The following is a 25411-nucleotide window of genomic DNA, read 5'->3' as shown; positions in this document are numbered from 1 at the left end:
CATGGCGAAAGCTCAATTGGGCGGGGCCGAGCAAGCAGCCCTTGATCGCCGTTTCATGGCGGCGGCCATCCGGCTGTCGCGCCGCAATGCCGGCCGCACCGCGACCAATCCTTCCGTCGGCACCATCATCGTGCGCGACGACGGCGCCGGCCCGATGATCGTCGGCACCGGCGTCACTGCTGTCGGCGGCCGGCCGCACGCCGAGACCGCGGCGCTGGCCGAGGCCGGCGAACTGGCCCGCGGCGCCACCGCCTATGTGACGCTTGAGCCCTGCGCCCATCACGGCCGCACGCCGCCTTGCGCCACCGCGCTGGTCAATGCCGGCATTGCGCGCGTCGTCGGCGCCGCGAGCGATCCCGATCCGCGCGTTTCCGGCAGGGGTTACGCCATGCTGCGCGCCGCCGGCATCGAGGTCGTGGAGAAGGTGCTCGCCACAGAGGCCGCCGAGCAGATGGCCGGCTATCTGATTCGATCTTTGAAGAAACGTCCCGAAGTGACGCTGAAGCTTGCGCTTTCGAGCGACGGCAAGATCGGCCGGAAAGGCGCCGGCCAGGTCGCCATCACGGGTGAGATCGCCAGGCGCGAAGTCTATCTTATGCGCGCGGAGGCCGACGCTATCCTCGTCGGCATCGGCACTGCGCTGGAGGACGACCCGGCGCTGACCGTGCGCCTGCCGGGGTTGGAGAACCGCTCCCCGGCTCGCATCATCCTCGATCGCCAGATCCGGCTGCCGGAGTCGTCGAAGCTCGTTTCCGGGGTGGATCGTGTCCCGCTCTATGTCGCGGCATGCGCCGAGGCCGACCCGCAGCGGCGGGCTGCGCTCGAACGCGCGGGCGTGCACTTCATCGGCACTGAAACTTACGAGAGCGAAGTAGCCCTGCCGGAACTGCTCGAGGATATTGCAGCCCTCGGCATGGCGAGCGTGGTGGTCGAAGGCGGCGCCAAGGTAGCCGAGGCCTTCCTGGCGGAAGACCTCGTTGACCGCATCGTCCTGTTCCAGGGACCGGAGGCGATCGGCGAGGATGGTATCGCCTCGCCGATCGACGCTGCGCATATCCCGCCGGGTTTCCGCAAATTGCGTGCGATGCGCTTCGGCGAGGACAGCTATGCCGAGTGGGTAAGACCATGATCCCAAAAAGTGGGCAATGGTTTTCGGATAAGAGCATGGTCAAACTGGAAGACACGATCTGATGTTTACGGGAATCGTTACGGATGTCGGCACTGTCGCTTCGGTGAAGCCGCTCAGCGAAGGCGTCGGCCTGCGCATCGACACGGCCTATGACCCGGAAACGATCGCGATCGGCGCTTCGATTTCCTGCGGCGGCGTCTGCCTGACCGTGACGGCGCTGCCCGAGAACGGCTCGAACGCGCGCTGGTTTGAGGTCGAAGCCTGGGAAGAGGCGCTCAGGCTGACGACTGCATCCGGTTGGAAATCGGGCACCAGGATCAATCTCGAACGGGCGCTGAAGATCGGCGACGAGCTCGGTGGCCATATCGTCTCCGGCCATGTCGACGGCACGGCGGAAATCGTGGAGCGCAGGGAAGAGGGCGATGCCGTGCGCTTCACGCTGGAGGCGCCGCGTCACCTGGCGAAGTTCATCGCGCCGAAAGGCTCCGTCGCGCTCGACGGCACCTCGCTTACCGTGAACAAGGTCGAAGCTACGCGCTTCGATGTGCTTCTGATCCAGCACTCGCTGAGCGTCACTACCTGGGGCGAGCGCCAGGCTGGCGACCGCGTCAACATCGAGATCGATACCATGGCCCGTTATGCCGCGCGCTTAGCCGAGGCGGCGAAACAGGGGCTTTGAGCGCAGCCGAGGGTTCCGGGGAGGCGGCGCGGATCGCTGAGGTGCCAGATCGCGCCGGCGCCTCAGCTGCCCTTCTCGAACTGACAGCTTGAGCGGCTGATCGGCCCTCGAGCATCGATCTCGATCCTCGAGGCTTCGCCTGCTAGCTGAAGAAAGCCCCGGAAGATCGCGCGGCTTGGGATCTGGGCCTGTCGGGAGATGCTGGACCTGTGTCGGGCGGCAATCTTGTGCTTGCGATCAATCCGGCTTCGGCCTAAGTCACCGGCAACCCCCCGGAGACGTTTATGGCAGGCATATCCCAACACGGCAAAGCGTTCATTCGTCCGCAGGCGAAGGCGCATCTGCTTATCGTCGAGGCGCGTTTCCACGACGACCTCGCCGACGCGCTGCTCGAAGGCGCGACCAGCGCGCTGGACGAGGCCGGCGCCACTTATGACGTCGTGACTGTTCCTGGCTCGCTCGAAATTCCGGCCGTCATCACCTTCGCGCTGGACGGTGCCGGCGAGGGCGGCGTACACTATGACGGCTTCGTCGCGCTCGGCACCATCATCCGTGGCGACACCTATCATTTCGACATCGTCGCCAATGAATCGAGCCGTGCGCTGATGGATCTTTCCGTGCAGGAAGCGGTCGCGATCGGCAACGGCATCCTGACCACCGAAAACGATGCGCAGGCCTGGACGCGGGCCAAGCGCACCGAAGGCGACAAGGGCGGCTTTGCCGCCCGCGCGGCGCTGACCATGATCGCGCTCAAAGAGAAATTCGGAGCCCAATCGTGAGCGATCCTGCCCAGACCGGTGCGGCGCGCCACGCCAACAAGCGCGGTGCCGCCCGTCTTGCCGCCGTCCAGGCGCTCTATCAGATGGACGTGGCCGGGAGCGGTGTTTTCGAGATCACCGCCGAATACGAGGCCTTCCGCCTCGGCAAGGAAGTCGACGGCGCACTTTATCGCGAGGCCGACCCGCAGTGGTTCCGCGCCATCCTGACCGGCGTCGTCGAGAACCAGAAGACCATCGATCCGATCATCCGCCAGGCGCTGACTGACGACTGGCCGCTGTCGCGGCTGGACTCGACGCTGCGCGCCATCCTGCGCGCCGGCGTCTATGAGCTGATGAAGCGCGAGGACGTGCCCGTGGCCGTGATCGTGTCGGAATATGTCGACATCGCCAAGGCCTTCTACGAGGAAGACGAGCCGAAGCTGGTCAACGCCCTGCTCGACCGTGTCTCGCGCCGGGTACGGGGCGAGGGTCGCGGCAAGGACGCATCGTGACCGCCACGGCAGTCGTCGCTGACGCCGGCAGGGAAGCGCGCCGCACGGCAGTGCTCCTCGCGGCCGCGCAGGCGATCGTCGGTTCCGCCGCGCCGATCGCCATTTCCATCGGCGCGCTTGCCGGCCAATACCTGCTCGGCCAAGACAAATCTCTGGCGACGGCGCCGGTCACCGGCTTCAACCTCGGAGTTGCGCTCGGCGCCCTGCCGGCGGCCGCCATCATCCGCCGGCTCGGCCATCGCGGCGGCTTCATGACCGGCACCATCGTCACCGCCCTCGGCGGGCTGATCGCGACGCTCGCGCTCTTTCAGGCGAGCTTCTGGCTGTTCGCCTTTGGCCTGGGCGTGATCGGTGTCGGCGGCGCCTTCGTGCAGCAGTTCCGCTTCGCCGCCGCCGACAACGCGCCGCCGCAATTCAAGGCGCGCGCCATCTCCTTCGTGCTGGCTGGCGGCATCGTCACCGCCATCCTCGGGCCTCAGATCGTCATCTACACCGGCGACCTTCTGGCGCCGGTGATGTTTGCCGGATCCTTCGCCTCCATCCTGGTGCTGGCCGCCATAGGCGCGATTATCCTTTCCTTCCTGCATACGTCCAGGCGGACGAGCAGCGCCGCCGAAGCCGCCGCAAGCGACGCACGTCCGCTGGTCGAGATCGCCACCCAACCGCGTTTCGTCGCGGCGCTGTTCTGTGCCGTAGGCAGCTATGCGCTGATGAGCTTCGTCATGACCGGCGCGCCGCTCGCCATGGTCGGCTGCGGTCTTTCGACCGACGATGCCACGCTTGGCATCTCCTGGCACGTTATGGCGATGTTCGGGCCGAGCTTCTTCACCGGTTCGCTGATCCACCGCTTCGGCGCCGAGCGCATCGTCGCTATTGGGTTGGTGCTGCTCATCGCCTGCGCAGTGGTGGCGCTCTCAGGCCTTGCGCTATGGCAGTTCTGGACCGCGCTGATCCTGCTCGGCCTCGGCTGGAATTTCGGTTTCATCGGCGCGACCGCCATGGTCGCCGCGAGCTACCATCCATCCGAAAAAGGCAAGGTGCAGGGCTTCCATGACTTCGTCCTGTTCGGCTCCGTCGCCTTCGCCTCGCTGATGTCGGGCGCGGTCTACAATGCCTGGGGCTGGACCATGCTGAACTGGATCGTGTTCCCGGTCGTTGTGCTCTGCTTCCTGGCGCTCGGCACCCTGAAGCTGCCGGGCTTGCGCCGCGCCAACTGACATTGCGCCGTTTGCCGGCGCGCAATCGATCTAAATGCACGGCGGCCCCTGCCGGTGAGTCGCGGCGTTCGTCTTTCCGGCGAAAGCCGGGCAAAAACCGAACAATATCTTGACGTTCCCAGCCCTGTTTCGCATACACCTTAGCCAAGGGGTGGATTCCGCGTGCGGCGTTCATCTCCGTCCCAACGGCCCAGGGAGGGGTTCTTCTGGGCCATCAATCGAGGAAAATTCGGCAATGACCATCATTACCGCCGTCATCGCCTGCGGCTTGCTGTCAGTCCTGTACGCCATCTGGGCGACACGATCGGTCCTGGCGTCCGATCAGGGCAACCAGCGCATGCAGGAAATCTCCGCCGCCATTCGCGAAGGTGCTCAAGCCTATCTGGCGCGCCAGTACACCACCATCGCCGTCGTCGGCATCGTCGTGCTTCTTCTCGCCTGGTGGCTGCTCTCCATCACGTCCGCGATCGGCTTCCTGATCGGCGCCGTGCTTTCGGGCGCTGCCGGCTTCATCGGCATGCATGTCTCGGTGCGCGCCAATGTCCGCACCGCGCAGGCTGCTTCCAACAGCCTCGCCGCCGGCCTCGACATCGCCTTCAAGTCGGGCGCCATCACCGGCCTGCTGGTGGCGGGCCTGGCGCTGCTCGGCGTCTCCATCTACTACCTCATCCTGACCGGCCCGATGGGCCTGCAGCCAAACGACCGCATCGTCATCGACGCGCTGGTCTCGCTCGGCTTCGGGGCCTCGCTGATCTCGATCTTCGCCCGTCTCGGCGGCGGCATCTTCACCAAGGGCGCCGACGTCGGCGGCGACCTCGTCGGCAAGGTGGAAGCCGGCATTCCGGAGGACGATCCGCGCAACCCGGCCACCATCGCCGACAATGTCGGCGACAATGTCGGCGACTGCGCCGGCATGGCCGCCGACCTGTTCGAGACCTATGCGGTGACGGTCGTCGCCACCATGGTTCTGGCCGCAATCTTCTTCGGCGGCACGGCGGTGCTGGGCGCCGCCATGCTCTATCCGCTCGCCATTTGCGGCGCCTGCATCCTGACCTCGATCGTCGGCACCTTCTTCGTCAAGCTCGGCTCCAACGGCTCGATCATGGGCGCCCTCTACAAGGGGCTGATCGTCACCGGCCTGCTGTCGATCGTCGGCCTGGCCGTCGCTACTTCGGCCACTCTCGGTTGGGGAGAGGTCGGCACCGTCGCCGGCATCGTCATCACCGGCAAGAACCTGTTCATCTGCGGCCTGATCGGTCTTCTGGTGACCGGCCTCATCGTGGTGATCACCGAATACTACACTGGCACCAACAAACGCCCGGTGAATTCGATCGCCCAGGCCTCGGTGACTGGCCACGGCACCAACGTCATCCAGGGCCTCGCGGTCTCCTTGGAATCGACGGCGCTGCCGGCCATCGTCATCGTCGGCGGCATCATCGCCACCTACCAGCTTGGCGGCCTCTTCGGAACGGCGATCGCCGTCACCACCATGCTCGGGCTCGCCGGCATGATCGTGGCGCTCGACGCCTTCGGCCCGGTCACCGACAATGCCGGCGGCATCGCCGAAATGTCGGGCCTGCCCAAGGAAGTGCGCCACTCCACCGACGCGCTCGACGCGGTCGGCAACACCACCAAGGCCGTGACCAAGGGTTATGCCATCGGCTCCGCCGGCCTCGGCGCGCTGGTGTTGTTCGCGGCCTATTCGAACGACCTCAGGTTCTTTGCCGCCAATGGCGACAAGTACCCGTACTTCCAGGGCATGGGCGAGATCTCCTTCGACCTCTCCAACCCGTATGTCGTTGCCGGCCTGATCTTCGGCGGCCTCATTCCGTATCTGTTCGGCGGCATCGCCATGACCGCCGTCGGCCGCGCGGCGGGCTCGATCGTCGAGGAAGTGCGCAAGCAGTTCCGCGAGGACAAGGGCATCATGGCCGGGACCTCGAAACCGAACTACGCGCGCGCCGTCGACCTGCTGACCCGGGCAGCGATCCGGGAAATGATCATCCCGTCGCTGCTGCCGGTGCTGGCGCCGCTCGTCGTCTATTTCGGCGTGCTCCTGATCTCGGGCTCGAAGGCCTCGGCCTTCGCGGCCCTTGGCGCCTCGCTGCTCGGCGTCATCGTCAACGGCCTCTTCGTCGCCGTCTCGATGACCTCCGGCGGCGGCGCCTGGGACAACGCCAAGAAGTCGTTCGAGGACGGCTTTACCGACAAGAATGGCGTCAAGCACCTGAAGGGCTCCGAGGCGCATAAGGCCTCGGTCACCGGCGACACCGTCGGCGATCCCTACAAGGACACCGCCGGCCCGGCGGTCAATCCGGCGATCAAGATCACCAATATCGTGGCGCTGCTGCTCCTGGCCGTGCTCGCGCACGGCTGAGCCACATTCTTTCTGCACCAAGTGACCCGCGGGAGCGATCCCGCGGGTTTTGTTTACGGCCAAGCCGTTTCGGCGAAACAAAAAACCCGCCGAAGCGGATTCGGCGGGTCTTGGTCCGTGGACGTCGCTGACAGCGAACTCAGGGCGTGCCGCCGCCCGGGATCCCGGGCGCCAGCTTGCTGGCGCCGTTGATGATCTGGCTGAGGAAGTTCTGGTCCTTGCCGCCCGTCGGCGTCGTCCTCGAGATGAAGTCGAAGACCTTGCCGTCCTTCAGGCCGTAATTGGCGATCTGGGTGACGCGGCCGTCGGCGCCGAAATAGACCGCCAGCACGTGCTGGTCGACGATGCGCGGGTTGTCGAAGGCGACGTAGCGCTTGCGCGTCTGCGAGATATAATAGAACGCCTCGTTGTCGAAGGTCGCCGTCGTCGACGGCGTGCCCAGCGCAAGAAGAACCTGCTCGCGACTCGATCCGACCGGCACCGAGTCGATCGCCGCCTGGTCGATGACGTAGCCTTTCGTCAGCGTCTCGCTCGGACGCAGATCACCGAACATCTTGGACGAATTGCAGGCGGAAAGCGCGGATACCGCCACCAGCAGAGTGGCCACGCCCGCCCGCACAGGCATGAAAAACGACTTGAATTTCAGCGCACCCAACAACAATTCTCCATCACATCCCCGCAGCTTGCGCTGGGCCGCAAAACCGGTAAACCAGCTTGCATGCCGATGCAACAAGGCCAAATCAAACAAAAGGTCCCCGGGAGACCACCCTCAATGTTCCAGCGCCTTTTTGGTCGCGAACGTCACGCCAACCGCGCCATCACCGAGGCGCTCTACGCGCAAATCGTGGCGGCGGCGCGGCAAACGATGTTTTATTCCGACTGGAATGTGCCGGATACGCCGCTCGGCCGCTTCGAGATGCTGTCGCTCCATATGTACCTGATCCAGCACCGGCTGCGCGGCGAGGGCGGAGCCGCGGCCGAGATCGCTCAGGTGCTGATCGACGAGTTCTTCCTCGATGTCGACCATTCGCTGAGGGAACTCGGCATCAGCGATGTCGGCGTGCCGAAGCGCATGAAGAAGCTGGCAAAGATGTTCTATGGCCGCACTGCGGCCTACGACGAAGCCTTGCGGGACGACGACGGCGCGGCGCTTGCCGTGGCGCTCGCCCGCAATGTCAGGCCCGATGCCGGCGAATGGCCCGAGGCGTCGCTGCTGGCGAATTATGTTAGCGCGGCGACCGGGCAGCTTGCCGCTCAGCCGACCGAATCGATCATGGCTGGCGCCGTCGCGTTCCCGGCCGCCGGAGCCAGCTGAAGGAGGCGAGAATGAAGCACGCCGAACCGCAGAGCCCCGTATCCTTTGTGGCCAATGTCGCCCGCCTGCCGCAAAAGGGTTTGCCGGTTGCAATCGAGGCCGACGAAAGGCAGCGCACTGCGCTTGCCGCCGAACATGACCTGCTTTCCGTCGAGAGCTATCGCGCCGAGCTCTTGGTGGCGTCCTGGAAACGCAACGGCGTCAAGGTCAGCGGCCGCGTCGAGGCCGACATCACCCAGGCCTGCATCGTCACACTCGATCCGGTCGCGGCTCACATCGACGAGCCCGTCGAGGCGCTGTTCTTGCCGGAGCAGTCGAAACTCGGACGCGAAGGCTTCGACGCCGGCGGCGAGATCGTCCTCGACGCCGACGGGCCCGACAGCCCGGAAACTTTTTCCGGCGACACCATCGATGTCGGGGCGCTCGCCGAGCAGTTTTTCGGCCTGGCGATCGACCCTTATCCGCGCAAGCCCGGCGCCTCGCTCGAGGGCGCGGGTGGCGATCAGCCCGAGGAAAGCGAATTCCAGAAAAAGCTGCGTTCGCTGCTCGGAAAATCCTGAAGGCGGCCTGGATTTTGGAAAAGTTGGTTGTGCGGCAGCCCAAAACCGCTATTTTCGCCGAACCTTCGCGAGCCCCCTTACCTCGGCAGGCGCCCGCCGCTAGCCAGGCAAACCGTGAGAAAAACACCGCGTGATCAGGATTTCCATCGATGCCATGGGCGGGGATCACGGACCAGGCGTCGTCATCCCCGCGCTGATGACGGTCGCCATCCGCCGCCCTGACATCCGTTTCGTCATCTATGGCCGCGAGGACGCTGTGCGTCCCGAACTGGCCAAGTTTCCCAAGCTCGCCGAGGTGAGCGAGTTCGTCCATTGCGAGATCGCTGTCAGGATGGACGACAAGCCGAGCCAGGCGCTGCGCCATGGCCGCTGGAAATCGTCGATGTGGAAAGCGGTCGAGGCGGTGAAGAACGGCGCCGCGCAGGCCTGCATCTCGGCCGGCAACACCGGCGCGTTGATGGCGATGTCGAAATTCTGCCTGCGCACCATGGCCACCATCGACCGCCCGGCGATCGCGGCGCTTTGGCCGACGACGCGCGGCGAGAGCGTGGTGCTCGATGTCGGCGCCACCATCGGTGCGGATGCGCATCAGCTCGTCGATTTCGCCATCTTGGGCACCGGAATGGCGCGCTCGGTGTTCGGTATCGAGCGGCCGAGCGTCGGCCTGCTCAATGTCGGCGTCGAGGAGATCAAGGGCCAGGAGGAGGTCAAGGAGGCCGGGCGCATGCTGCGCGAGGCCAACATGGCCTCGATGAACTATCGCGGCTTCGTCGAGGGCGACGACATCGGCAAGGGAACGGTCGACGTGGTCGTCACCGAGGGCTTTGCCGGCAACATCGCGCTCAAGACCGCCGAGGGCACCGCAAGGCAGATCGCCGGCTATTTGCGGGCCGCCATGAGCCGCACGCTGATGGCCAGGATCGGCTACGTCTTTGCCAAAGGTGCCTTCGACCGGCTGCGCGAAAAGATGGATGTCGGCCGCTCCAATGGCGGCGTCTTTCTGGGCCTGAACGGCATTGTGGTGAAGAGCCATGGCGGTGCCGATTCGGATGGCTTTGCCGCGGCGATCGAGCTCGGCTACGACATGGTGCGCAACAATCTGCTTGACCGGATCGAGGCCGATCTCGATCTGTTCCATGCGCGCAATCCGACTGCCCAGGCAAATAGGAAATCCGGCGCCGCCGTCGAGGCCGAGGAATAGGAACGAACCTTGATCAGATCAGTTGTGCGCGGCAACGGTGCCGCGCTGCCCCGCCGCATCATGAAGAATGCCGATTTCGAAGGCATGGTCGAGACCTCCGACGAGTGGATCGTCCAGCGCACCGGCATTCGCCAGCGCCACGTCGCAGCCGATGACGAGACGACGGCCTCGCTGGGCGAGGCGGCGGCGCGCGCCGCGCTCGACAGCGCCGGCCTGACGCCAGCCGATATCGACCTGATCGTGCTGGCGACCTCGACGCCTAATAACACGTTCCCGGCGACGGCTGTCGAAATCCAGAACCGCCTCGGCATGCATCACGGCTTTGCCTTCGACATGCAGGCCGTGTGTTCCGGCTTCGTCTATGCGGTCGCCACCGCCGATCTCTATATCCGCGGCGGGCTGGCAAAACGCGTCCTGGTGATCGGCTCCGAAACCTTCTCGCGCATCCTCGACTGGAGCGACCGCTCGACCTGCGTGCTGTTTGGCGATGGCGCCGGCGCCGTGGTGCTCGAAGCGGCGAAAGGGGCTGGCAACATCGCCGATCGCGGCGTGCTGGCCGCCAGCCTGCGTTCGGATGGCGTCCACAAGGAAAAACTCTTCGTCGACGGCGGCCCGTCCACCACGGGAACGGTCGGCCATCTCAAGATGGAAGGCCGCGAGGTCTTCAAGCACGCGGTCGGCATGATCACCGACGTTATCGAGGCCACTTTCGCCGAGGCCGGCATCACGGCGGAAGACCTCGACTGGTTCGTGCCGCATCAGGCCAATAAACGGATCATTGACGCTTCCGCCAAGAAGCTCGGGATAGCCGAAGAGAAAGTCGTGGTCACCGTCGATTTGCACGGTAATACCTCGGCTGCCTCCGTGCCGCTCGCTTTGTCGGTGGCCGTCGCCGACGGCCGCATCAAGAAGGGCGACCTTGTTCTGCTCGAGGCGATGGGCGGGGGTTTTACCTGGGGCGCGGTGTTGCTGCGCTGGTAAGTGCCGAGCGCGTGGGTTCGGTCCTTGACCTTGCCGGATCAATTACTTACGCTCTGCCGCTGCCTGTATCGATTTATGTTTTTGAGCTGATGGGACGGTCGCATGGGGGGAAAGACACTGACGCGTGCCGACCTAGCCGAAGCCGTTTACCGCAAGGTTGGTTTGTCGCGAACTGAATCGGCCGAGCTGGTCGAGGCCGTCCTGGATGAGATTTGCGAAGCCATCGTTCGCGGCGAGACGGTGAAGCTGTCTTCCTTCGCGACTTTCCATGTCCGCTCCAAGAATGAGCGCATCGGCCGCAATCCCAAAACCGGCGAAGAAGTGCCGATCCTGCCGCGCCGCGTGATGACCTTCAAATCCTCGAACGTGCTGAAGAACCGCATCTTGCGTTCGCACCAGAACAGCAAGGCCAAGGGCGTCAAGTAACCCTCGAATGCCGGTTGAAAACCGCGGCCCCTTTGACGCCGGGCTTGAATATCGCTTCATAAACCGCTGAAATAAGGTGCGATTCGGATCAACTCCGGATTGCGGTCCAGCGTGAGGATTCGCCCATGGACAAGAGCCCCGATGCTTTCCGTACCATCAGCGAGGTTGCGGAAGATCTCGACCTGCCGCAGCACGTGCTGCGTTTCTGGGAAACCCGTTTCAACCAGATCAAGCCGATGAAGCGTGGTGGCGGCCGCCGTTACTACCGGCCGCAGGATGTCGAACTGATCAAGGGCATCCGGCACATGCTTTATGATCAGGGCTATACGATCAAAGGCGTGCAGAAGCTGTTGCGCGAGAACGGCAACCATTTCCTGGTCGCGATCGGCAATGGCGACATGGCAGCCGTCGAGGCGATCGCGCAGCGCCGCCAGGCCGAGCAAGTGCCGCTGACCGCGGCTGCCCAGCCGCGCGGCGACGAGGATGCGCTGGTCGGTCAGCCCAAGGTGAAGCCCAGCCGCCGTTTCTTCGGCCTTGGCAAGGGAGACGACGAAGGTCCCGTGCAGCCGGACTCCTCGAAATTGTCGCGCGACAACCGGGCCTTGCTGCAGGAGGCGCTCTTCGACCTTCTGGAGTGCAAGCGCCTGCTCGACCAGGTGCGTTGAGCTTCGGTTGCCGCTCCCGCGGCTTGGACGGCCGGCGTCCCTGACAGCCGGAACTGCTGTCGCATCCATGCGTTAGCCCTTCTGTGCAAGAGAAGGACATCAGGCATGGCGTGGTTTTCGACCCTTTCCGATCTCGATCTGGACAGGCAGGTCGCGGCGCTCTCGCGTCAACTTGACGATGTCAGGAAAGCCTTGGCCAAACGCGGCGACACCTATTACGAGGACGGCCGCGAGGCGGCGTCCGATTATTATTCGCAGCTCGCCGACCGCTTTCACGAAGCGCTGCCGGCAATCAGGCGCCGGGGCAGGGCGCTCGAGCACACTGCGCGCGAGCATCCGGCCACCGTGGCCGCCGTCGGACTGGTCGTGGTCGGCCTGCTTGCCGGCCTTCTGATCAGCCGGCGCTGACTCCGGGCTGCGAAACAGAAATGGCGACCGTTCGCGCCGGCCGCCATTCCGTCAGCACGAGAGCCCCAACCGGATGAAATCGGGATGGAGTGGGCTTCGGCTTCGATCAGTTCGCGAGCTTGATCCGGCTCTTAGGATCGACCTTCATGACCTGGCTGCACTTGCCGTAGACGGTGCCGTTCTTATCGGTGGCGTCGGTGTAGGTGCCCTTACAATCGAGCTGCAGCACCAGACAGGAGCCCGAGCCTTTGCAGACCGCGCCGCCGTCGCCGGTCGGATGCGTGCCGGCAAAGGCCGGCGCGGAAACCGAGCCGAAAGCCGAGACGACGAAGGCGGCGGCGAGCGAGATACGCTTGAAGTTGGTCATTTGAGCATTTCCTTCCATTGGTTGCTGGGAGCGCTTTCTGGCGTCCCGGTCGGGTTGAGGAACGCCTTCGTGGCGTCCATGACCGCTTGGTGCGGCCTCCAATGGAAAGGTTCATGGCTCGCGCGATTTTTGTCGCCTGGCGAGCATTGCTGTGAAGGTGTCAGGGTTCAGCGTTTACCGCAGGTGCCGGATCTGCCAGCAGCGCTAAGCGCTCGTTGGGCAGTGGCGGCTTGATGCGGCAAGAGGTCGGGACCGCTTGACAAGCGATCGAACCCGGCTGCGCGCTCATCAGGGGACAGCGGGTGCTCGAAGGAGAGGCTTGTCCCACGAAGCGAATAATTCCGATGGGAAGACTTGCGCGACCAATACAATGAAGGCCTGTCTTCCCATCGGCAGGTGGGAGGATCAGGCCTTCTTCTCAACCACCTTCTTATGGTGGTGATGATGGTGGTGGTGATGATGATGATGGAGCCGGCGATGATGCTTGTGATGGTGGTGCTTTACCACCGGGGCCGCATCGGCGCTGGTCGTGCCGAGGATCGGCATGGTGAATGCCAGGGCCAGAGCCAGCCCGAGCGCGGAGAGGAGGGACTTCTTCATGATTTCGTTTCCTTTTACGCGGGCGTTCCGGAGTTCACCGGACCAAATCGGTGACCCAAGCCCCGCGATCGGCACTATCCTCCTGGATTTTTTCGACACTTTTTCCGGACTGTAGATTTTTGTTTCTGGATTGTTTCTGGCGAACCACGATCGCGCCGCGCGCCCTTACGGGCGCGCATGGACGGCTCGACATCATGCTTTTCGAGCCTGATGCGTCAGCTGCGCGCCTCACATCGGCGGCGCCACGCCATGATTGCCGACCACCACCCGGCGCGAAACGAGCTTGCCGCCGCTGCCGCGCTCGGCGCTGACGAACACGGTCATGCCTGGCTTGAGATCCGCAGGCGCAGCGGGCGCGAATTTCACGATCGGCGTCGATTGCGGGATGGCGATCTCTTTCTTCTGGCCATTGCTGTAGGTCAGCGTCACGGTCCTGCCGTTGACCTCGGTCACGTCGGCGACAGTGCCGTTGGTCATTCGGCTGTTGGGCTGCAAATCCCAATCGCGGTCGCCTTCTCCGGTTCCCTTTAACGCCGCCGGGAAGATCACGACTTCCAGCGCGCCGCTGCCGCCGTCGGCCTTGGACACCGATGCGATGCCGAGGAAATCGCCCTGTTTGATATCGGTGGCCGACGCCTTGGCGACACCGGAGATCATCCAGTCGGGGGAAAGGGTGATCGTATCGGTCTTGCCGTCGCGGGCTTTCACCTTCAGCGTCGTACCGGCGAGGTCGACCACCGTGCCGCGCAAGCGCACGGTGTCCGCCTGAGCGGCGCCCGCAAAGCCTGAGATCATGCCGAGTACGATAGCGAATAGCTTCAGTTTCATGGAATCCGATCCTCTTCAAAGGGGCTGGCGTCGCCCGCCTTCCGGCAAGCGACGAGAGCTAACGAATCGTAGTGGGCAAAATGCCGGCGGGTGCGGCCTTCGGCGCTTCAAAAGATCTTGATTGAACTTCGCGCCACCTTACATGTCGGTGGCCTGCGGCCGCGGCTCCCAGCCGATGACCACGGTCACGATGGCGTGACGGCCAAAACGGCCTCTTGGCAAATCATCCGTTAACGGCCATTCTCCCGCCCGTCTCAGGCAACGCCACATTTCATCTGTGTTGTTTCATCCCAAGGAGTTGCCATGCCCAACACCGCAAGAAACGCTGTTTCCAACAACATCATTGCCGCGTCCGGCCTCAATCCGCTGAAAGCCGTCCGCGAAACGAGGGGATATACGATTGAGGAGCTTTCCTTGACCTGCGGCCTGGCCGTGGGCGAGATCGTCGACATCGAGGACGGCAAGGATGCCGACCCCGCCAAGCTCAGGCGTATCGCTTCCGCGCTGCAAGTGCCGGAAGAGGAATTGATCATGATGCCGACCGAAGAGAATCGGCCCACACAGCAATAGAGACGGCGAAGCGTCCGCGAAAAAAGCCCGCCATGGCCCGCCCTGGCGGGCTTTTTGCGCCTTCCACAGATGGTCCCCTGGCCCTTGCCAACTGCCAGCGCGCCATGCGGCAATCCCGGCCGCTGCCACGATTCGGCGGCATCGAGTGGCCAACATGCCTGATTGAGGTTTCGCTCATGAGCTTGGAATCGGTCCGCGCCTTCTTTGCCGAACATGCTCCCGACATCGAGGTGCTGGTCACCGCAGCGAGCTCGGCGACCGTGGCACTGGCGGCCGACGCCCATGGCGTGCTGCCGGCGCAGATCGCCAAGACCATCTGCCTGCGCGTCGGCGAGGAGACCATGCTGGTCGTGACCAGCGGCACTGCCAGGCTCGACAACCGCAAATGCAAGGACACGCTCGGCGGCAAGCCGCGCATGCTCGACGGCGAACAGGTGCTTGCCGCGACCAGCCACCCGCCGGGCGGCGTCTGCCCCTTCGGTCTGCCGGCGCCGCTGCCGGTCTTTTGCGATGTGACGCTGCGGGCCTTCGACGAGGTCGTTCCCGCCGCCGGCGCGACGAATGCCGCCGTGCGGATTTCGCCGCAGCGGATGGCCGAACTTGTCGACGCCAAATGGGTCGACGTGTCCCAGTAGGGATTGGAGAGGACTTCTGGGGGACAAGTCTCAGGCTTGAAAAATGGTCGGAGTGGCCGGATTCGAACCGACGACCCCTTGACCCCCAGTCAAGTGCGCTACCGGGCTGCGCTACACTCCGGACCGGGTGGCGATGTATCGTGATAACCCCGTGCGGGTCAACCGAATTCGGCGGCTAATTCGCCGATGACAGTGCCGCAGCAGGGAGGGCGCGCGCCAACCGCGATTCCTTCTGGTGCCGGTATTCCAGCGCGATCGCGCCCCAGATCAGCCCGAGCAGCAGATAGAGATGGCGCCAGTGGTCGATGTCGATGAAGGTGCCGAGCCCGATATTGCCGAGATAGGCGACATAGGCGCAAAGCAGATAGGGCTGCCAGGGACGAGCGCGCAGGAGGATGCGGAACCCGGCGCAGATCGTCCACAGGGTTAGGGTCAGGAACGAGACGAAGCCCAGCCAGCCATAGTCCATCAGCGCCTTCAGCCAGATGTCGTGCGTGTCCTCGCCGTAGATCGTGCCGAAGACCAGCGGGCCGATGCCGAACGGGTGTTCCAGTGCCAGCTGGAAGCCGATCGTATAGCGTGCGAAGCGGCCGAGGCGCGCGGTATCGTAGCTTTGCTCGAGATGCGCGCGCTGGGTGAACATGTCCGACACGCCGGGCAGCTGCAGGATGACGAGGATGGCGATGATCAGTAGCGCGAGCGCGGCGATCGTCATCACCACGACCCGCAGGCGGAACATGCCGCTGGCGCTCTGCAGGAAGAGGCAAGCGGTGAGCAGCACCGCCGAAACCGCGAACATGCCCCAGGCGCCGCGCGAGAAGGAGAAGAAGATGCCGGCGGTGATGATCAATAGCGGCACCGCCAGAAGCGGCATGCGCGATACAGGGCCGGTCAAGAGCAGATAAAGCAGGTAGGTGCCGGGCAGCACCAGGAACGGACCGAACACGTTCGGGTCCTGAAAGGCGCCGGCGGCGCGGTCGTATTTTGTGAACATCTCCGCGCCCGGAAAGGCATGGAAGTAGCCGGCTATTCCCAGCAGCGAGGTCGCCACAGCCGAGACCACATAGGCGATGAAGATCAGCCGGTAGAGGTCAGGCTGGACCGATGCCACCGAGGCGAAGAAGACCGCGCTGAAGGCGAGAAACAGCGAGACCGCGAGGTAGAGCGGTGTGTTGGCGAGGTCCGCCATCTGCGTCATTGCGATCATGCCGCCGATGTTCATCGCCACCAACAGCACCAGCAGCGGCAATATCGCTCGCGATATTCTGAGGCCGAACAGCGCCCAGACGGCGATCAGTCCGGCCATGTAAAGTTCGTAGGGCGCCGGCTCGCTGATGACGAAGCCGGAAAGCAGAATGCCGACGACGATAGCGGCCGACGAGATCAGCGCAATCAGCTTGGCGTTGACCGCCTGCGGCGGCAACTGGTTGACCGCCTGCGGCGGCAACTGGTTGACCGCGACCGCCGGCAACTGATGCGCGAGCGCGCTCAATAGGCGTTTTCCGTGTTGAGCAGGCGGACCGGCGTCAGGAACAGGATGCGCAGGTCGAACAGCATCGACCAGTTCTCGATGTAGTAGAGATCGTATTCGGTGCGCATGCGGATCTTTTCATTGGTGTCCATCTCGCCGCGCCAGCCGTTGATCTGCGCCCAGCCGGTGACACCCGGCTTGACCTTGTGGCGGGCGAAATAGCCGTCGACCACCTCGTTATAGAGCAGGTTGTGCGACTGGGCGGCGATCGCATGAGGGCGCGGCCCGACCAGCGACAGCGAGCCGAACAGCGAGTTGAAGAACTGCGGCAGCTCGTCGATCGAGGTCTTGCGGATGAAGCGGCCGACGCGGGTGACGCGCGGGTCGTTCTTGGTCACCGTCTGCTTGGCGGTCGGGTCCGACCTGTCGATATACATCGACCGGAACTTGTAGACCTCGATGACCTCGTTGTTGAAGCCGTGGCGCTTCTGCTTGAACAGCACCGGCCCCTTGCTGTCGAGCTTGATGGCGATCGCGGTGGCGAGCATCACTGGCGAGAAGACGAGGATGCCGACAAGCGAGAAGATGATGTCGAAGCTGCGCTTGGCGACAGAGTCCCAGTCGTTGATCGGCTTGTCGAAGATGTCGAGCATCGGCACCGAGCCGATGTAGGAATAGGCGCGCGGGCGGAACTGCAGCGCGTTGGAATGCGCCGAGAGCCGGATGTCGACCGGCAGAACCCAGAGCTTCTTCAAAAGCTGCAGCACGCGCGATTCCGCCGTCAGCGGCAGCGAGACGATCAGCATGTCGATGCGGGCGATGCGGGCGAACTCGATCAGCTCGGAAATGGTGCCGAGCTTCGGATAGCCCGCGACGATCGGCGGCGAGCGCTTGTCGCCGCGATCGTCGAAGATGCCGCAGATGCGAATATCGTTATAGGGCTGCTTCTCGACCGAGCGGATCAGCATTTCGGCCGACTTGCCGCCGCCGACGATGAGCGCGCGGCGCTCCATGCGCCCATCGCGCGCCCAGCGCCTGATCAGCCTGGACATCACCAGTCTGAGCCCGAAGATCAGCACGAAGCCGACCACGAACCAACTGCCGAACAGAAGACGCGAATAGTCCTCCGAAGCCTTCATGGCGAAGGCCGTGAGAGCCATCAGCGCGAAGGTGCCAGCCCAGACGAGGAGCACGCGGCCGAAATTGGCGAGGGGGCGCATCAGCGCCGCGATCTGGTAGCTGTCGCTGACGTCAAGCAGCACCACCGCCAGGAACGAAGCTGCCGCGATCGTCAGCGGATATTGCCAGGCGAGATAGTTGAAGAACCCGACATAGTAGAAATAAAGGCACATGCCTGACAGGAAGAGCACGGCGAATTCGACCATGCGCAGCACGCCGCTGACCATGATCGGCGACATCGTATCGCGCCGGTACTGCGAGGCGACCTGTCGCGCCACGTCATTGATGCCGGGCACTTGAGCTTCGGCCGGGCCGTCGAATTTGCGCACCGCCTCCATCGAAAAGCGGTGCGCGGGGTCGATCTCGTTCATGGGGATTGTCCGCGAGCTTCGCGCGAGTGAATAGCAAAAGAGAGCTAAGAAAGCCTTGAAACAACAGGTGGCTTTGAATGCGTATTGTTGCTTGCGACGACTGGCGGTTTTTTCACGCCTATTGCAAATTAGTAAATTCTAAAGCTTTAGCGCCGCGAAGTAAGCCTTCTCGATCTCGGCCGCCATCACGTCGGCCCCGAATCGCGCCTTCAACTCGGGGTTTTGCGGCATCAGCTTGCGGTAGGCGCCGCGATCGTCGAGAGCCGTTCTGAGCCTGTCGGCAAGTTGGCGGGCATCGGGTCGGATCAGGGCAGGGGAGTCTTCGCCGAAGATCTCGGGAATGCCGCCCACGGCGGTGGCAATCATCGGCATGCCGGCTGCCAGCGCCTCGAGCACGATATAGGGCATTGCTTCCGCGCGGGACGGGACGACGATCAGCTCGGCCAGGGCGAAGGCTTCTCTGGCCGGCATCGGCGGCAGGAAGCGGACGTGGCCCTTCAGTCCGAGTCGCTCCACCTGAGCGTGGTAGCGTGGCAGGTCGTCGCCGGCACCGACCATCACCGCGCTTAGCCGGCGTCCGAGCTCCCTGCCGGCGCGCGCCAGCGCATCGATGAAGATGTCGGGGCCTTTGAGATCGCGCATCATGCCGATGTATATGAGATCGGCCGCATCAGCCGCCGGCGCCACCGGTTCGAACTCGACGGCCCGCAGGCCGTTATAGACCAGCCTGTTGGGGATGGGCGGCTCGCCGACCTTCCGTCGATAAGTTGTCCGCTCGTAGTCGGAAACGAACAGAAGGCAGTCGCTGAAGCGGGCCATGAAACGCTCCAGCGCGAAGAACAGCTTTCCGGTCGCCGTCGTTTCGTCATAGTGCAGCGAGCCGCCATGCGGCGAATAAAGGCGGGCCACGCGAGACCTTGAAACCCGCAACAGTGAGCCGAACAGACGGGCATAGGCGCCACCCTTGGCGCCATGCCCGTGCAGCACGTCCGGCCGCAATTCCTTGATGATTTGATAGGTGCGCCAGGCCGCGGCGATGTCGCCCGGTCCGATATGGCGCTGCATCGGCGTGCGATGGATGCCGAGCGCCAGGCGCTCCTTCATCGCTCCGAACAGCCGCTCCTCATAGTCGCCGCCCGTGGTCGAATCGCAGACGATACCCACGGAATGGCCGGCGGCGACCTGCGCCTCGGTCAGGTCGCGCACATGCCGGAAGATTCCCCCGACAGGTGAGCGGAAGCAGTGGACGATCCGGAGGTGAGCCGCCACGTTGATTGTCAGAACAGGCGTTCGCGGACGTAGACGGTGTCGCCGGGCAGGAGCGGATCGGATGTTTGCACCCTGCCGGTCATGACCTTGCCGTTGATGTCGCGGGTGATGTCGACGCTTTCCTGGTTGGCGCGCGGCGTGAAGCCGCTGGCGATCGCGATCGCCTTCTGCACCGTCAATCCCGGCACATAGGAATATTGCCCTGCGGCGCCGACTTCGCCCATGACGAAGATCGGCCGGTAGCGGTCTATCTCGACCGAGACGTCGGGATCGCGCAGATATCCTTGGCGCAATTTATCGGCGATTTCCTTTTCGAGCTGCTGGGCGGTGTGGCCGCGCGCCGGCACGGCGCCGACGAGCGGGAAGGAGATGTAGCCGGACTGGTCGACGCTGTAGGTGTTGGTCAGCCCGTCCTGCTCGAACACCGTGACGCGGATGCGGTCGCCGGCGCCGAGTCTGTATGGCTGGTCGAGCACTTCATGAAAGGCGGCGGGCGCCGGCCGGTAGCTGGAACAGCCGGTAAGCAGCGACAAGGCGAGCATGGCGCGAAAGAGATGAGCAGTGCTTTTCATGATCGGACACGAACCTTCGTCGCTCTCGCCACCGGTGAGGCGGCCAACCCCAGGAAGTGCGCCCGTTATCATCCTGTTAGGGTTAATGGTCGGTAAAGGATAGGCCTTAGACTCGTCGGCTGCTGGCAAAAAACCCAATTGTTCTATTGCTTTCGCGGGACGTTCTTTGAGTGCGTTCTAATAAGTACGCATCCTGATCTTAACGGCTGGGTTACCATAGTTGTTTACGGTCCATCCTCGACTCAAAGTTCGGAGCAGGATGCATGTCCGTTCAATCCGCGGCCGCAGATGTCGATGTCGACCTGAGACAGCTCTTCGCCAGCCTGGCGAGGAATTGGCTGCGCATTGTTCTCGTCACGCTTGTCGTGACCGGGCTGGCGTTTGCCTTCGCCTGGCTGGCGACGCCGCAATATAAGGCAGTGGCCAAGCTGGAGATCGGGTCGCGCGAATCGGTCTTCACTCGGCCGGCCGGCACAACCAGCGACGACAAGCCGGCGACCGATGAGGAGGCTGTAGCCACCGAAGTCCAGATCATGTCCTCGCCCGATATCCTCAAGAAGGTTGCCTCGGACCTCAACCTGGAAAAGTTGCCGGAATTCGACGAAGCGTTGAAGATGTCGGCGCTCAGTCGCGCGCTTGTGCTTGTCGGCCTGAAGAGCGACCCCTTTGACATCCCGCCGGAAGAGCGCGTGCTCAAGGCAATGCACGATAAGCTCAACGTCTACGGCGTTGAAAAATCCCGCGTAATTGCCGTTGAGTTCTCCTCGAACAATCCAAAGCTCGCCGCCCAGGTCGCGGACGCCATTGCGCAGGCCTACCTTGCCTCAAAAGGCAGTGCGAAGATGGAATCGAACACCGCCGCCACAGGCTTCCTCGGCCCGGAAATCACCGATCTGCAGAATCGGGTGAAGGATGCCGAAGCCAAGGTTGCCGCCTATCGCGCGCAATCCGACCTGTTGATGGGCGGCAACAATTCGGTGCTCGCGACGCAGCAGCTCTCGGAACTGTCGAGCGAGCTTTCCCGGGTGCGCGCCAATCGCGCCGCCGCAGAGGCGACCGCTGACAGCGTGCGCAAGGCGCTGCAGAATGGCGGCACGCTGGACAGCGTGCCGGAAGTTCTGTCTTCCGAGCTGATCCAGCGCCTGCTCGAGCGGCAGGTAGAGCTCAGGACCAATATTGCCGATCTGTCGACGACGCTGCTCGACAACCATCCTCGCATCCGGGCGCTGAAGTCGCAGCTTGCCGATCTCAATGGCCAGATCCGCAACGAGGCGCAGAAGATCCTCAAGGGATTGGCGACTCAGGCACAGACCGCCAAGGCTCGCGAGGACCAGCTGGTCCAGGAGGTCAACACGCTGAAAGCCGCTTCGGCCCGCGCCGGCGAGCAGCAGGTGGAGCTCGATGCGCTGCAGCGCGACGCCAATGCCCAGCGCCAGCAGCTCGAATCCTATATGGCAAGCTACCGCGAGGCGGCCTCGCGCGCGGACCGCAACTATCTGCCAGTCGACGCCCGTCTGCTTTCGAAAGCACAGGTGCCGACCGAACCGTATTTTCCGAAGATCGGCCCGATCACTGGTGCCGCCGCCGCCGCGTCGCTGCTGCTGATGGCGATTAGCACGCTTCTGAGGGAATTGTTCTCCGGCCGTGCCATGCGTCCGGCCGCCGGAGCCCGATTCGAGCCGATCGAACAGGTGGCGATGCCGGTGGCGCGCACCGAACCGGCGCTCGCCGATGCCGAGGATGAAGCTAGCGACAATTCGGTCGCTGACGAGCGGATCGGGCAGGGCACCGTCATGGAGGCAGCGCCTGCCGAGCCGGTAGATCCACCAGACCCGGCACAGCCCGAAGCGCGCCGGTCATGGCAGCCGAGACTTGGCGAGATCGATGTCGAGAAGGCGGCGGAAAAGCTGATTGCCTCGGGTGCCGCGCGCGCCATCTTTGTCTCCCCGGAAGGTGACGAGGCCGCCGCCACCGCCGTGCTGGTGGCGCGCGAAGTGTCGGATGCGGGCCTGCGGGTGCTCCTGCTCGATCTCACCGCCTCGGGCGCCGCCTCGCGCCCGATGCTGGACAGCGGACTGCTTCCCGGCATCACCAATCTGCTGGCCTCCGAGGCGCAGTTCAGCGACGTCATCCATCCCGATCTCTATTCGGACGCGCATGTGATTCCGGTCGGTACCGCCGATCCTATCCGCGCCATGCGCGCCGCCGACCGGCTGCCGATCATCATGCAGTCGCTGACCACGGCTTACGACCTCGTCGTCGTCGAATGCGGCCCTGCCGACGCACAAGGCATCGGCCGCCTGGTTGGCGATGGCACGGAAGTCTTCCTGTCGATGCTCGAAGCCGATGACGAGGTCACGCAGGCGGCGGTCAAGCTGATCGAGAATGGTTATCCGGACGTCACGCTGGTCACGCCGGTTGGCTGTGAACCGGGAGATCCGTTGCCCGGACGCCGGTCGGCGGCCTGAGCAGATATCGCCCGCGAAGTGCTCGGATTTGAGTCTCGGGCTGACGGTCGACGGTCAGGCGTCGTCCTCGGCAACAATAGGGGCGGCCTGTCCGGCAGCCTTCCGGCGCAAGCTTTTGGTCAGTGTCCACACCGTCGGATTGTTCTTGATGAAGGCCTTCGCCCGCGCGCCTTGCCGCAGCCCTGTGGCTAGCACGCGACCTTTCAGCGTCAGCGGCATCAGCACCTCGAAATGCCGGACCTCAATGTCGCACCAGAGCCGCTTGTAGGGCTCGTCGCCGACCGAGAAATCATAGAGGTCGAAGCCTTGCTCGCAGGCTTCCTGGATGTTGTCGAAGAACAGGAAGTCGCCGGGGCTGGTGAAGGCGAGATCATCCTCGGCGATCGCGCCGAACTCGCAGATCAGGCGCTTGCCTGAGCGGCTGGAGCCGGTAACGGCGCGAAGTTTTCCCGCTACCTCCAGCCCGTGCAGCAGGAAGGATGGCTCCTGCTCGGCAAGCGCATCGGCAAACAGCGCCCGGAAGAAGGCGCGCACGCCTTCATCGCCGAACACGTTGGCGATGCCCATCTTGGCGAAGCGCGCCTGCTTCATGTCGAAGAAAGCGTCGAGCAACCTGTCGACCTCCTTGCGGCTTCGCCCCTCGATACGGCGGAAGCTGCCGACGGCCTCGAACTTGCGCGTCTGCGAGCGGTGCTTCTTGCGCTTCCGCTTGCCGCTCGCGCGGCTGAGCAGCGCCTCGAAGCCGCCATCGAGGTCGACGGCCAGCGCAAGGTTAGGGCTCGCAAAATTGGGCAACGCGGCGAGCGGGTTGGCGGTGCCGTCGAGATCGGGCAGCAGCCGCTCCAGTGAAACGAGGTCGATGTCGGGCCGTGCCGTGGCGATTGACGAGAGCAGGGAGCGTATCGCAGGACCGTTTACAGCAGGCAAAAGCCGCGGGTCGGTTGCGGGGAAATTGCCGTTGGCATGACGTCCGCCGGTGAAACGAGCGACGCGGAACGGGCCGTTTCGGACCACTTCCAGCGCCAGCGAAAGAGCCGGTCGACCCTCGATGCTTAGCGTGGCGACCGCCATATCGGGTTTGGTCTTGGCCGCCCAGTTGCTCACCCAGGACGCGCTCTGCGCCGGAGCAAACAGCGCCGAAGCGCAGAATTCTGCATAGCCCGCAAGACCGGTGCCATCGGTCACCGCCGCCGTCAGTCTGCCTCGGCTCGAGGCAGGCGCACGCGCCGGCGCTTCGTTGGCAGCGACGCGATTGCCGTCAAATGACGCGGCGGCGTCAACCATCCCTCAATCCTTAAGACGTATTGGTTGCAACCTGGGGTTCGCGTAGGTTCTTGGATGAGCCTAGGCGCAAAAGGTGAAGGAATGATCGACGGGGCCGAGGCAATCCGGAAGCTGGCGTTGAACGTTGCCCGCTACACCGGTCTCGCTCCGCTGGCGAGGCCGTTTGTCGGCGGCATCGGTGCCATCTTGATGTTGCATCGCGTGACCGCGACGCCCGAGAAGCCGAACAGCGTCAATCGCCATCTGAACATCGCCCCTGCCTTCCTCGACAAGCTGATCGCCGACATGAAGGAAAGGGGCTATGCCTTTGTTGCCCTTGATGAAGCGATCGAACGCATCGGGGCGGGCGGCAAACACGGCCAGTTCGCCACCATCACCGCCGACGATGCCTATCGCGATAACATGACGGAGGCGCTGCCGGTATTGGAGAAGCACGGTGCGCCGATCACCATCTATGTCGCGCCCGGCCTGATCGACGGTGCCGTCGACCTGTGGTGGGAAGTCATCGAGGATATCGTCGACACCGGCTCGCACCTGACGCTGAAGACTGCGAGAGGATCGACGGTCGTCGATTGCTCGACACCCGGCCGAAAGATCCAGACCATTGCAAGGCTGAACGCATGGTTGACCCTAGAGGTCCCCGAGGAAGAACAGGGCGCCGCGCTGCGTGAACTGGCGCGCTCCAACGGCATCGAGCTCGGCACCGGCCGCCCCGGCACCCTGATGAGCTGGGATGAGATTCGCAGGGTGGCCGCCCATCCGCTGGTGACGATCGGCGCGCACACCATCAACCACCGCAACCTCAAGCGGTTGTCCGAGGCGGAAGCGCGTCACGAGATCGGCGACGTCCGCCGTATTCTCATGGAACGGCTGGGCGCAGAGCCGCGCCACTTCGCTTACCCCTACGGTTACCCCAGCGCGGTTGGCTGCCGCGAGGTCGGCTTCGCTCGTGATGCCGGCTATGTCTCGGCGGTGACAACCCGGCATGGCGTCCTGAGAGCCGAGCATGCCGGCTTCCTGCATGCGCTGCCGCGCATTTCCGTCAACGGCCGCTACCAGAGCGTCGCCCACATCCGCACGATGCTGTCGGGTGTGACCACGCCGCTTGCCAACGCCGGCAAGATGGTCGTCACCATTTAGCCCGAAGGGGCGTCAGCATCTGTGGAAATAGCGGTAGGTGCCGGCGCGTTCATCCATTTGAGCTGTGACGCAAGCCCGCCATGCGCGTTGATCCAGCCTCTGATGTCGGCAGCATAGGCATTCCACAAGACGGCGGTCATGTCGGTGCGGTGCGCCAGATGGAAGCCGAAGCTTGCCGCAGGCGTCACGCAGATGCGGCTGCGGGGAATATAGCCGAGCAGCACCGTGCAGGCCGACTGGCATTTGCCGACGATGCGGACATTGACGCCGCGCGCGGCGAGCCCCTTCCAGCGCTGGCTGTACGCGGCGACGCTGCCGCCATGATCGTCCGACACGTTGATGGTTCGGCGGCTGCCATCGAGGCCGCCATGCAGGCGATGATCAGGATCAATCCCGCGAACGAGGCTTTTGGCATGACGCAAGCCCTCC

Annotated in this window: 27 protein-coding genes and 1 tRNA gene; 17 read left to right on the top strand and 11 right to left on the bottom strand. The window is 64.0% G+C overall.

Features of this window, described 5'->3' with window-relative positions:
* Position 1: 1 nt before the first annotated feature.
* The 6 genes from ribD (at position 2) to P9228_RS18195 (ending at position 6672) form a co-directional block, all read left to right on the top strand.
* Positions 2-1129, top strand: a complete 1128-nt coding sequence (gene ribD, locus P9228_RS18220) for a bifunctional diaminohydroxyphosphoribosylaminopyrimidine deaminase/5-amino-6-(5-phosphoribosylamino)uracil reductase RibD (RefSeq protein WP_278054693.1) — start codon at positions 2-4, stop codon at positions 1127-1129.
* A 61-nt stretch (positions 1130-1190) separates the two neighbouring features.
* Positions 1191-1808 carry a riboflavin synthase gene (locus tag P9228_RS18215; protein ID WP_095801276.1) on the top strand — a complete coding sequence of 206 codons (618 nt, stop codon included), beginning with the start codon at positions 1191-1193 and terminating at the stop codon, positions 1806-1808.
* Positions 1809-2092: 284 nt separating this feature from the next.
* Positions 2093-2587, top strand: a complete 495-nt coding sequence (gene ribH, locus P9228_RS18210) for a 6,7-dimethyl-8-ribityllumazine synthase (RefSeq protein ID WP_067000738.1) — start codon at positions 2093-2095, stop codon at positions 2585-2587.
* Positions 2584-3078: a transcription antitermination factor NusB gene (nusB, locus tag P9228_RS18205; RefSeq protein WP_095824739.1), complete on the top strand. Its 495-nt coding sequence runs from the start codon at positions 2584-2586 to the stop codon at positions 3076-3078. The genes ribH and nusB overlap by 4 nt, the downstream gene beginning before the upstream one ends.
* Entirely contained in the window at positions 3075-4295 is a 1221-nt protein-coding gene (locus tag P9228_RS18200; RefSeq protein ID WP_278054689.1) for an MFS transporter, read from the top strand. Before nusB ends, P9228_RS18200 begins: the two co-directional genes overlap by 4 nt.
* A 235-nt stretch (positions 4296-4530) precedes the next feature.
* Positions 4531-6672, top strand: coding sequence for a sodium-translocating pyrophosphatase (locus tag P9228_RS18195; RefSeq protein WP_067330052.1), 2142 nt, complete (start codon positions 4531-4533; stop codon positions 6670-6672).
* Positions 6673-6811: 139 nt separating this feature from the next.
* On the opposite strand, the gene P9228_RS18190 is transcribed toward P9228_RS18195, so the two are convergent.
* A complete protein-coding gene (locus tag P9228_RS18190) occupies positions 6812-7327 on the bottom strand; it encodes an outer membrane protein assembly factor BamE (protein WP_067000750.1) in 516 nt (171 codons plus the stop codon).
* Positions 7328-7444: 117 nt separating this feature from the next.
* Between P9228_RS18190 and P9228_RS18185 the strand changes: the two genes are divergently transcribed.
* The 7 genes from P9228_RS18185 (at position 7445) to P9228_RS18155 (ending at position 12228) form a co-directional block, all read left to right on the top strand.
* Positions 7445-7987, top strand: a complete 543-nt coding sequence (locus P9228_RS18185; protein ID WP_278054686.1) for a ubiquinol-cytochrome C chaperone family protein — start codon at positions 7445-7447, stop codon at positions 7985-7987.
* 11 nt (positions 7988-7998) lie between these two features.
* A complete protein-coding gene (locus P9228_RS18180) occupies positions 7999-8547 on the top strand; it encodes a DUF177 domain-containing protein (RefSeq protein ID WP_278054684.1) in 549 nt (182 codons plus the stop codon).
* 130 nt (positions 8548-8677) lie between these two features.
* Complete coding sequence (plsX, locus tag P9228_RS18175; RefSeq protein ID WP_278054682.1) at positions 8678-9748, top strand: phosphate acyltransferase PlsX; 1071 nt, start codon at positions 8678-8680, stop codon at positions 9746-9748.
* 9 nt (positions 9749-9757) lie between these two features.
* Positions 9758-10729 carry a beta-ketoacyl-ACP synthase III gene (locus tag P9228_RS18170; protein ID WP_067000775.1) on the top strand — a complete coding sequence of 324 codons (972 nt, stop codon included), beginning with the start codon at positions 9758-9760 and terminating at the stop codon, positions 10727-10729.
* 102 nt (positions 10730-10831) lie between these two features.
* The gene (locus P9228_RS18165; protein ID WP_067000778.1) at positions 10832-11155 is read left to right on the top strand and encodes an integration host factor subunit alpha; all 324 of its coding nucleotides are present in this window, start codon (positions 10832-10834) and stop codon (positions 11153-11155) included.
* Positions 11156-11280: 125 nt separating this feature from the next.
* Positions 11281-11820 carry a MerR family transcriptional regulator gene (locus tag P9228_RS18160; RefSeq protein ID WP_067000781.1) on the top strand — a complete coding sequence of 180 codons (540 nt, stop codon included), beginning with the start codon at positions 11281-11283 and terminating at the stop codon, positions 11818-11820.
* A gap of 105 nt (positions 11821-11925) precedes the next feature.
* Positions 11926-12228 carry a DUF883 family protein gene (locus P9228_RS18155; protein ID WP_095778647.1) on the top strand — a complete coding sequence of 101 codons (303 nt, stop codon included), beginning with the start codon at positions 11926-11928 and terminating at the stop codon, positions 12226-12228.
* Positions 12229-12334: 106 nt separating this feature from the next.
* Here P9228_RS18155 and P9228_RS18150 read toward each other — a convergent pair whose 3' ends face one another.
* The 3 genes from P9228_RS18150 to P9228_RS18140 all read right to left on the bottom strand — a co-directional run bounded on the left by P9228_RS18150 (position 12335) and on the right by P9228_RS18140 (position 14023).
* Positions 12335-12595, bottom strand: a complete 261-nt coding sequence (locus P9228_RS18150; RefSeq protein ID WP_067000787.1) for a hypothetical protein — start codon at positions 12593-12595, stop codon at positions 12335-12337.
* Between the two features lie 405 nt (positions 12596-13000).
* Positions 13001-13195: a hypothetical protein gene (locus P9228_RS18145; RefSeq protein ID WP_278054676.1), complete on the bottom strand. Its 195-nt coding sequence runs from the start codon at positions 13193-13195 to the stop codon at positions 13001-13003.
* 228 nt (positions 13196-13423) lie between these two features.
* A complete protein-coding gene (locus P9228_RS18140) occupies positions 13424-14023 on the bottom strand; it encodes a hypothetical protein (RefSeq protein WP_278054674.1) in 600 nt (199 codons plus the stop codon).
* A gap of 303 nt (positions 14024-14326) precedes the next feature.
* Between P9228_RS18140 and P9228_RS18135 the strand changes: the two genes are divergently transcribed.
* Together P9228_RS18135 and P9228_RS18130 are read left to right on the top strand one after the other, a co-directional pair.
* Positions 14327-14593: a helix-turn-helix transcriptional regulator gene (locus tag P9228_RS18135; protein ID WP_067330074.1), complete on the top strand. Its 267-nt coding sequence runs from the start codon at positions 14327-14329 to the stop codon at positions 14591-14593.
* A gap of 176 nt (positions 14594-14769) precedes the next feature.
* Complete coding sequence (locus tag P9228_RS18130) at positions 14770-15228, top strand: YbaK/EbsC family protein (protein ID WP_278054672.1); 459 nt, start codon at positions 14770-14772, stop codon at positions 15226-15228.
* A 44-nt stretch (positions 15229-15272) separates the two neighbouring features.
* Here P9228_RS18130 and P9228_RS18125 read toward each other — a convergent pair.
* The 5 genes from P9228_RS18125 to P9228_RS18105 all read right to left on the bottom strand — a co-directional run bounded on the left by P9228_RS18125 (position 15273) and on the right by P9228_RS18105 (position 20090).
* Positions 15273-15349, bottom strand: a tRNA-Pro gene (locus tag P9228_RS18125).
* 54 nt (positions 15350-15403) lie between these two features.
* Positions 15404-16651: an O-antigen ligase family protein gene (locus P9228_RS18120; protein ID WP_278054952.1), complete on the bottom strand. Its 1248-nt coding sequence runs from the start codon at positions 16649-16651 to the stop codon at positions 15404-15406.
* A 65-nt stretch (positions 16652-16716) separates the two neighbouring features.
* The gene (locus tag P9228_RS18115) at positions 16717-18249 is read right to left on the bottom strand and encodes an undecaprenyl-phosphate glucose phosphotransferase (RefSeq protein WP_278054671.1); all 1533 of its coding nucleotides are present in this window, start codon (positions 18247-18249) and stop codon (positions 16717-16719) included.
* Between the two features lie 138 nt (positions 18250-18387).
* Positions 18388-19518, bottom strand: coding sequence for a glycosyltransferase family 4 protein (locus P9228_RS18110; RefSeq protein ID WP_095824732.1), 1131 nt, complete (start codon positions 19516-19518; stop codon positions 18388-18390).
* A gap of 8 nt (positions 19519-19526) precedes the next feature.
* A complete protein-coding gene (locus P9228_RS18105) occupies positions 19527-20090 on the bottom strand; it encodes a polysaccharide biosynthesis/export family protein (RefSeq protein WP_278054670.1) in 564 nt (187 codons plus the stop codon).
* 263 nt (positions 20091-20353) lie between these two features.
* On the opposite strand from P9228_RS18105, the gene P9228_RS18100 reads away from it, so the two are divergent.
* The gene (locus P9228_RS18100) at positions 20354-22558 is read left to right on the top strand and encodes an exopolysaccharide transport family protein (protein WP_278054669.1); all 2205 of its coding nucleotides are present in this window, start codon (positions 20354-20356) and stop codon (positions 22556-22558) included.
* A 54-nt stretch (positions 22559-22612) separates the two neighbouring features.
* On the opposite strand, the gene P9228_RS18095 is transcribed toward P9228_RS18100, so the two are convergent.
* A complete protein-coding gene (locus tag P9228_RS18095; protein WP_278054667.1) occupies positions 22613-23842 on the bottom strand; it encodes a GNAT family N-acetyltransferase in 1230 nt (409 codons plus the stop codon).
* Between the two features lie 81 nt (positions 23843-23923).
* On the opposite strand from P9228_RS18095, the gene P9228_RS18090 reads away from it, so the two are divergent.
* Positions 23924-24982, top strand: a complete 1059-nt coding sequence (locus P9228_RS18090; protein WP_278054665.1) for a polysaccharide deacetylase family protein — start codon at positions 23924-23926, stop codon at positions 24980-24982.
* Here P9228_RS18090 and P9228_RS18085 read toward each other — a convergent pair.
* A complete protein-coding gene (locus tag P9228_RS18085) occupies positions 24979-25404 on the bottom strand; it encodes a hypothetical protein (protein WP_278054663.1) in 426 nt (141 codons plus the stop codon). The two genes, P9228_RS18090 and P9228_RS18085, sit on opposite strands and share 4 nt — an antisense overlap.
* Between the last annotated feature and the right edge of the window lie 7 nt (positions 25405-25411).

Origin of the sequence: Mesorhizobium sp. WSM4898 (assembly GCF_029625845.1) — a bacterium.
GTDB lineage: Bacteria > Pseudomonadota > Alphaproteobacteria > Rhizobiales > Rhizobiaceae > Mesorhizobium.
The sequence above is the reverse complement of the archived record's forward strand: the minus strand, read 5'-3'. Positions and strand labels throughout refer to the sequence as shown.

What these genes read in the sequence shown, in the direction of transcription:
- ribD (WP_278054693.1), top strand. Translation starts at nt 2, where the DNA reads ATGGCGAAAGCTCAATTGGGCGGGGCCGAGCAAGCAGCCCTTGATCGC.
- P9228_RS18215 (WP_095801276.1), top strand. Translation starts at nt 1,191, where the DNA reads ATGTTTACGGGAATCGTTACGGATGTCGGCACTGTCGCTTCGGTGAAG.
- ribH (WP_067000738.1), top strand. Translation starts at nt 2,093, where the DNA reads ATGGCAGGCATATCCCAACACGGCAAAGCGTTCATTCGTCCGCAGGCG.
- P9228_RS18195 (WP_067330052.1), top strand. Translation starts at nt 4,531, where the DNA reads ATGACCATCATTACCGCCGTCATCGCCTGCGGCTTGCTGTCAGTCCTG.
- P9228_RS18185 (WP_278054686.1), top strand. Translation starts at nt 7,445, where the DNA reads ATGTTCCAGCGCCTTTTTGGTCGCGAACGTCACGCCAACCGCGCCATC.
- P9228_RS18180 (WP_278054684.1), top strand. Translation starts at nt 7,999, where the DNA reads ATGAAGCACGCCGAACCGCAGAGCCCCGTATCCTTTGTGGCCAATGTC.
- P9228_RS18165 (WP_067000778.1), top strand. Translation starts at nt 10,832, where the DNA reads ATGGGGGGAAAGACACTGACGCGTGCCGACCTAGCCGAAGCCGTTTAC.
- P9228_RS18160 (WP_067000781.1), top strand. Translation starts at nt 11,281, where the DNA reads ATGGACAAGAGCCCCGATGCTTTCCGTACCATCAGCGAGGTTGCGGAA.
- P9228_RS18155 (WP_095778647.1), top strand. Translation starts at nt 11,926, where the DNA reads ATGGCGTGGTTTTCGACCCTTTCCGATCTCGATCTGGACAGGCAGGTC.
- P9228_RS18150 (WP_067000787.1), bottom strand. Translation starts at nt 12,595, where the DNA reads ATGACCAACTTCAAGCGTATCTCGCTCGCCGCCGCCTTCGTCGTCTCG.
- P9228_RS18145 (WP_278054676.1), bottom strand. Translation starts at nt 13,195, where the DNA reads ATGAAGAAGTCCCTCCTCTCCGCGCTCGGGCTGGCTCTGGCCCTGGCA.
- P9228_RS18140 (WP_278054674.1), bottom strand. Translation starts at nt 14,023, where the DNA reads ATGAAACTGAAGCTATTCGCTATCGTACTCGGCATGATCTCAGGCTTT.
- P9228_RS18135 (WP_067330074.1), top strand. Translation starts at nt 14,327, where the DNA reads ATGCCCAACACCGCAAGAAACGCTGTTTCCAACAACATCATTGCCGCG.
- P9228_RS18130 (WP_278054672.1), top strand. Translation starts at nt 14,770, where the DNA reads ATGAGCTTGGAATCGGTCCGCGCCTTCTTTGCCGAACATGCTCCCGAC.
- P9228_RS18115 (WP_278054671.1), bottom strand. Translation starts at nt 18,249, where the DNA reads ATGAACGAGATCGACCCCGCGCACCGCTTTTCGATGGAGGCGGTGCGC.
- P9228_RS18105 (WP_278054670.1), bottom strand. Translation starts at nt 20,090, where the DNA reads ATGAAAAGCACTGCTCATCTCTTTCGCGCCATGCTCGCCTTGTCGCTG.
- P9228_RS18100 (WP_278054669.1), top strand. Translation starts at nt 20,354, where the DNA reads ATGTCCGTTCAATCCGCGGCCGCAGATGTCGATGTCGACCTGAGACAG.
- P9228_RS18095 (WP_278054667.1), bottom strand. Translation starts at nt 23,842, where the DNA reads ATGGTTGACGCCGCCGCGTCATTTGACGGCAATCGCGTCGCTGCCAAC.
- P9228_RS18090 (WP_278054665.1), top strand. Translation starts at nt 23,924, where the DNA reads ATGATCGACGGGGCCGAGGCAATCCGGAAGCTGGCGTTGAACGTTGCC.